The organism is Bacteroides sp. An279, from assembly GCF_002159615.1.
In the GTDB taxonomy this organism is placed as follows: Bacteria; Bacteroidota; Bacteroidia; order Bacteroidales; family Bacteroidaceae; genus Phocaeicola; species Phocaeicola intestinalis.
This window is the reverse complement of the sequence record NZ_NFJA01000138.1, coordinates 1-5,947: the sequence shown is the minus strand read 5'-3', so window position 1 is coordinate 5,947 and position 5,947 is coordinate 1. Positions and strand designations below refer to the sequence as shown.

At 45.3% G+C, this 5,947-nt stretch carries 5 protein-coding genes; 2 read left to right on the top strand and 3 right to left on the bottom strand.

All coding sequences use genetic code 11. The annotated features are described in order from the left end of the window. Positions 1-109: 109 nt before the first annotated feature. From B5F78_RS15665 to B5F78_RS15655, 3 genes are read right to left on the bottom strand one after another with little or no spacing between them, the layout of a single operon-like run. The gene (locus B5F78_RS15665; protein WP_087395575.1) at positions 110-1,219 is read right to left on the bottom strand and encodes an alpha/beta hydrolase-fold protein; all 1,110 of its coding nucleotides are present in this window, start codon (positions 1,217-1,219) and stop codon (positions 110-112) included. Then, positions 1,216-2,373: an alpha/beta hydrolase-fold protein gene (locus B5F78_RS15660; RefSeq protein WP_022038614.1), complete on the bottom strand. Its 1,158-nt coding sequence runs from the start codon at positions 2,371-2,373 to the stop codon at positions 1,216-1,218. The genes B5F78_RS15665 and B5F78_RS15660 overlap by 4 nt, the downstream gene beginning before the upstream one ends. Positions 2,374-2,382: 9 nt before the next feature. Further along, positions 2,383-3,399 (bottom strand): glycoside hydrolase family 43 protein, encoded by a 1,017-nt coding sequence (locus B5F78_RS15655; protein ID WP_087407168.1) that lies wholly within the window; start codon positions 3,397-3,399, stop codon positions 2,383-2,385. Between the two features lie 361 nt (positions 3,400-3,760). On the opposite strand from B5F78_RS15655, the gene B5F78_RS15645 reads away from it, so the two are divergent. Next, positions 3,761-4,984, top strand: coding sequence for an S-adenosylmethionine:tRNA ribosyltransferase-isomerase (locus B5F78_RS15645; RefSeq protein ID WP_087407169.1), 1,224 nt, complete (start codon positions 3,761-3,763; stop codon positions 4,982-4,984). A gap of 580 nt (positions 4,985-5,564) precedes the next feature. Next, a complete protein-coding gene (locus tag B5F78_RS15640; protein WP_022038618.1) occupies positions 5,565-5,855 on the top strand; it encodes a hypothetical protein in 291 nt (96 codons plus the stop codon). Positions 5,856-5,947: the final 92 nt, after the last annotated feature.

Sequence of the window (5,947 nt, the reverse complement as noted above, 5' to 3'; positions counted from 1 at the left end):
ACGAAGAACAGGAGCGAAAAGGACCAAAAAATCGCCCAAAGCACACACGAAAACGGATACATCAAGCCAAGAAAAACTTTTTGGAGAAATTCAAAACAGCTTCTTAGTATCACTTAAACAACAATGGTGCAAAGCGATAAAGACTTTCACGCCAAACCGGCCATGTATGCCCACCCGGCGTTTCGAAATATGTATACCGAATGCCTATCTCATCGAAACGCTTCAACATTGCCTGACAATTCTGATAAGCAATGTCTTCTTTTCCGCCCATCGAAAACCAGAACTGCTTAAAGCCCTTGTTAAACTCATCCTTATGTGCTTTCAATTTCTCATAATATTTTTCGGTTTCATGTGCCGGCATACCGTGGCGCGACTGTACCCACCAGCCAGAACTGAATACGCCTATATAAGAAAAACACTCCGGATGGGTAATGCATGCATTCAAAGTCTGGATACCTCCCATTGACAAACCTGCCAACGCCCGGCTATCTTTGTCAGCCTTTACCCGGTACGTTTTTTCCACAAACGGAATGCAGTCGTTGAACAGTTCCGAATTAAAATCTTTGGTATTACCGTCCAGCATAACGATAATCATCGGAACAGCCTCGCCTCTGGCTATCAGATTATCCAGAATAATATCCGTCAATCCCTGTTGCGACCAGCCACGTTCATCCTCTCCTCCGCCATGTTGCAAATAAAGCACCGGATAGGATACAGAAGACTTTTCATAGCAAGGAGGTGTATAAACAAACATCCTTCGCCATGCATTTGCCGTTTTCGAGAAATACCGCTTCATCCGAATCTCGCCATGAGGTACATCTGCTAAAGAAAAACGAGTGTCACCTTCAGGATAAGGAATCTCTATACCGCTGGTCATCATACTACATCCATAGAAAGACTCGCTTGCAGGGTCTGCCACCGGCACTCCATCAATTACCAGAAAATAATAATGGAAACCCGGACCTAAAGGTTCTGTTGTACAGGTCCACTCCCCGTTTTCGTCCCGCACCATATCATATTTCTTTCCTAAATCTATCTGCACACTCTTTGCATGCGGTGCCTTGACTTTAAAAGAAGCACGATGGTCGGCTGAGATACGAGGATACTGAGAGGCACGTACACTCAACACTGAACGTTCGCCCCCTGAGACGCTCCTGTCTTGGGCAGATAAGGTCATTGCAACTGCCAGCAACAAAGATACAAGTAAAGTTTTCATCATTTGTCAGACTTAAAGATTAAAGGCAAAAATTCATTCAGGCATCTGCGCCATGTCAACCATTCGTGATGCGTTCCGGGAGATTCATAATACGTATTTTTAATACCTATGGCACTCAGTTTCTCACTCAGCTCCCTGCTGCCCATATTTTCTTCCGAACCCATCCCGATGAACAATGTATGTACCTTGCGGTTGAAAGCATCGGCATCGGCAAACACTCCATTATATACCTTACGCATATCTGCTTCCGGAGGCAAAAAAATGGCACCGCTGAAAGCCCCGATATAAGCAAACTTGTCCAAATGTGCCAAAGTGGTCTGGAAAGTCTGGTGTCCTCCCCACGACAAGCCCGCCATGGCACGGTTATCACGGTCGGTCAATGTACGGAAAGTCTTGTCGATGTAAGGAATAATATCTTCCAGCAAAATCGGAGTGAATGATGCCCCGAATTCTTCACGCGACTCTCCTGGTCTGGCTCCATGTATATAACCACAATTTCCATAATCCATTACCACTATCATCGGCACACATTTTCCAGCAGCTATCTGATTATCGAGGATATCAGCCATTTTCCCCTGCCGGCTCCAGCCACGTTCGTCCTCGCCCATTCCATGCTGCAGGTACAATACCGGATAACGGCGGGAAGCATCTGTCTCATAATTTGCCGGAGTATAGACAAAGCATCTGCGCTCTTTCTGTTCGACGGAAGAATAATAATGGCATTCGCGTACCTGCCCATGAGGGACAGACTGGTCATACGTATAATAAGCAGCTGCCTCGGGCGATTCGGGGATTTCGATGCCGCTTGCCATCTTGCCACACCCGAAAAAAGTCTCACTTGCCGGGTCATTGACGGCTACTCCGTCTACCAACAAGAAATAATAGTGGAAACCTACTACCAGCGGGTCTGTGGTCACACTCCACACTCCATCCGGATTTTTCGTCATCGGCCATTTTTTCCCACAGATATCCACCTGGACATTTCGGGCTTCAGGAGCATCCAGACGGAAAGTAGCCCTTGATGAGGCATCTACACACGGATAGTCCGCTTCAGGGATATTCGTTTGTGCCGGTGTACCTTCCGGCAAAGTTTGAGCTGTTACTGCCGACCATGCCCCAATGCATGCCAGCATAATCGATAATTTCTTCATATTCATATCTTCCAATCATTTAGAAAGGTTGCTTACTCCTTTTTTAGTCTGTTCCACCACTCTTATGGTGCCGTCCGAATTGTAGAACAACTCTTCTACACACACACTTCTACGCCCTATGGCACCCTCATGTCCTCCCAGCGTAAGCGTGGCATTGTGATAGAACAGATACCATTTCCCTTTAAACTCAACGATTCCCGGATGAATGGTAAAACTGTTTTCCGCCATTCCGGTCACTTCCCCCTGATAAGTCCACGGACCGGCAACCGAAGGTGCAGTAGCATACGAAACGACTTCCCTGTCAACCCCCATCGAAGCATAAGTAAGATAATAGAGGTCTCCATGCTTATGCAACCACGGTCCTTCCACATATTTCGGCAAATCTACCACTTGAATCTCGCCGTCAAGCTCTGTCATATTCGGTTTCAGCCTGGCAAGGAAACATGTGCCGTTTCCCCAGCACATCCATGCCTGACCCTCTCCGTCAATCAAAACAGTAGGGTCGATATCATTCCACCAGCCGCGTGCCCCATTGGAAGTCATGGTATCACATACCAGAGGTTTGCCGATAGCATCTTTGAAAGGACCGGTAGGCGAATCACCTACGGCTACCCCTATTGCCTTTCCTACATAAGGCTCTCCTCCCTGCACGGTGGTATAATAATAGAATTTACCATTTTTTTCTATCACCTGAGAAGCCCATGCCTCACCTACCGCCCAACTGAAATCGGTAGGTTTCAATACCGAACCATAATCGGTCCATGTCTGCATATCCGTCGTAGAATAACACAGCCACTCTGTGATGTTAAATTCCTTTCCACCCGAAGCGGTATCCTGCCCTTCATAATACTCATCATGCCCTACATACAGGAAAAGAGTATCGTTATACACCATCGGAGCAGGGTCTGCCGTAAACTTATCCGTTATCAACGGATTACCCATGTTCTGAAAAACAGGAAATCCTTCCTGGGTCTTTTGCTGCGCACAACCGGCAAGCAACAAAATTCCTACTGCTACCAATAATTTTCTCATAAGCATCTCTATTTTTTAATTGAATATCCACAAACATCCCATGCAGGGGCGTACCGCATATGCCCGGATGCGTCCACTTATCCACGCGGCTGCCTTCGGACTGCAACGTCCTGCAACACTTTTTTCGTGAAACAAACATACAAAAAAACCGAACAGATACGGTATTTTCCGGACGTGGATTTTTATCATTTTTAAAATAATCCTCCCAAAAAGAAGATTTCTCCTCCTTTGCGCCCCGATGCAGAAGCAAATATACCACCTTCCGTGCGCAGATATATCCAGCCGCCGGCAAGAATACTTGCGTATGCAGATGAGAATAATTACCTTTGCACACAATTTCCAATTACAAAGATATAACATAATAATGGAAGATACCAAACACATCCACATCAGCGACTACAACTATCCGCTCCCCGAAGAACGCATCGCTAAGTTTCCGCTTCCGGTGCGCGACCAATCGAAACTGCTGGTGTACCGCAACGGGAATATCAATGAAACCCGATTCACCTCCTTACCCGACTACATCGAACCGGGCATGCTGATGGTATTCAACAATACCAAAGTCATTCAGGCACGGCTGCACTTCCGGAAAGAGACCGGTGCCTTGATAGAAATATTTTGTCTGGAACCCATCCAACCTAACGATTATGCACTGAACTTCCAGCAAACCGGACACGTAGCATGGCTTTGCATGATAGGCAATCTGAAAAAATGGAAAGAAGGTGTCTTGTCGCGCCAAATGACCATAAAAGGGCAAAACGTCATCCTGACTGCTTCACGCGGCGAAGCACGGGGCACCAGCCATTGGATAGACTTTAAGTGGAATAATCCAAACGTGACATTTGCCGACATTCTGGAAGTATTCGGCGAACTGCCCATTCCTCCTTATTTAAATAGGGAAACCCAGGAAAGCGACAAAGTGACCTATCAGACGGTATATTCAAAGGTAAAAGGTTCGGTAGCTGCACCTACGGCAGGACTACATTTCACCCAACGGGTACTGGATGCCCTGAAAGCCAAAGGAGTCGACCTCGAAGAAGTGACGCTTCATGTGGGAGCCGGTACTTTCAAGCCTGTAAAAAGCGAAGAAATATCGGGACACGAAATGCATACCGAATATATTTCGGTATCAAGGCACACCATCGGACAGCTCATTGCACACCAAGGGAAAGCCATAGCCGTAGGTACCACATCGGTACGTACACTGGAGAGTCTATATTATATAGGTGTAACCCTCCACCAGCATCCGGACGCAAATGATGCCGACTTGCATGTAAAACAATGGCAACCTTACGAAACGCATCCTACCCTTACTCCGGTAGAAGCATTGCAATGCATCCTCGACTATATGGACCGGCACGGACTGGAGGCACTTCACACCAGCACCCAGATTATCATCGCTCCGGGCTACGAATATAAAATAGTGAAACGTATGGTAACCAACTTCCACCAGCCCCAAAGCACATTGCTGCTCTTGGTCTCGGCATTCGTGAAAGGCGATTGGCACCGCATTTATGATTATGCCCTGTCACACGATTTCCGATTTCTAAGTTATGGCGATTCGTCTTTGCTTATAAACGAATAACAGGCATGCCAGTTATTCCGGCATTACCTGCCAAGTTGACAGTTTGTTTCAATCCGGCAACAAAAGGCACATTTATTTTTTGACGCAAGTCAAGAAATAGACATTTTACCCTATTTTCATCCCACTATCCGCGCTTCTTTTGAACAGAAGGCATTACATTTGTGTTGTAAAACATAGATCACAACATAAAACAGATTAACTAAACAGAAAGGATAACATTATGAAAAGGGTAAAAAGTTTGTTGAAAGAAATCAAGAAGAATCTGGAATGGAGTGCAAATGCCATCTATGGACAAAGCGACCGTTTCCGGTTCTGATGAAAAATGAATTGAAAGTAAAAGTGCTTATAAAAACGGGTAACCATTCAATGGGTTTACCCGTTTTTTTTGTACGATAACAACATATCCCCGATTGTCTTCTTCCCGGTATCCGTACTGCCATTATCGGAAGACACATGTATTTCACGGTTAAACTAAGCCCAAAAAGACAAACCAAAAGACAAACACGAAAAATATTTTTACTGGCTGCTTGGACAAAAGCGTTAATTGTGTATCTTTGTTTCGTGAACTAATCGCAAAACAATGAAAAGAAGATACACCTCTCTCTGTCAATTCATTTTCTTTGTGCTTTTGCAGGAAGGCAAAAGTAATCTTCCTTATCGTCTTTATTTGTTGGTTTGCGGAGAGCAGTTTACCACGTTGCACTATTTCAAAAAACTATTTGCCGGATGCGATACAAACACGTATCAGCATTATTGCTCGATGTATGAAAAAAGCAATCATGTGCCGTTGCAGTTGCCTAAAGGATATTGTGTGAAACTGACAGACGATAAGAACAGGTTAACAGGAGAGTTGGTTAAGAAGCTGTTTTGAATTTATCGTGCGATGATTTGGGATGAGTTTTTGAGGCATTTCCGCTTCTGTGATGAGGAAGATAGCGGGCTATCTGACGAAGAACAGGAGCG

What these genes read in the sequence shown, in the direction of transcription:
- B5F78_RS15665 (WP_087395575.1), bottom strand. Translation starts at nt 1,219, where the DNA reads ATGATGAAAACTTTACTTGTATCTTTGTTGCTGGCAGTTGCAATGACC.
- B5F78_RS15660 (WP_022038614.1), bottom strand. Translation starts at nt 2,373, where the DNA reads ATGAATATGAAGAAATTATCGATTATGCTGGCATGCATTGGGGCATGG.
- B5F78_RS15655 (WP_087407168.1), bottom strand. Translation starts at nt 3,399, where the DNA reads ATGAGAAAATTATTGGTAGCAGTAGGAATTTTGTTGCTTGCCGGTTGT.
- B5F78_RS15640 (WP_022038618.1), top strand. Translation starts at nt 5,565, where the DNA reads ATGAAAAGAAGATACACCTCTCTCTGTCAATTCATTTTCTTTGTGCTT.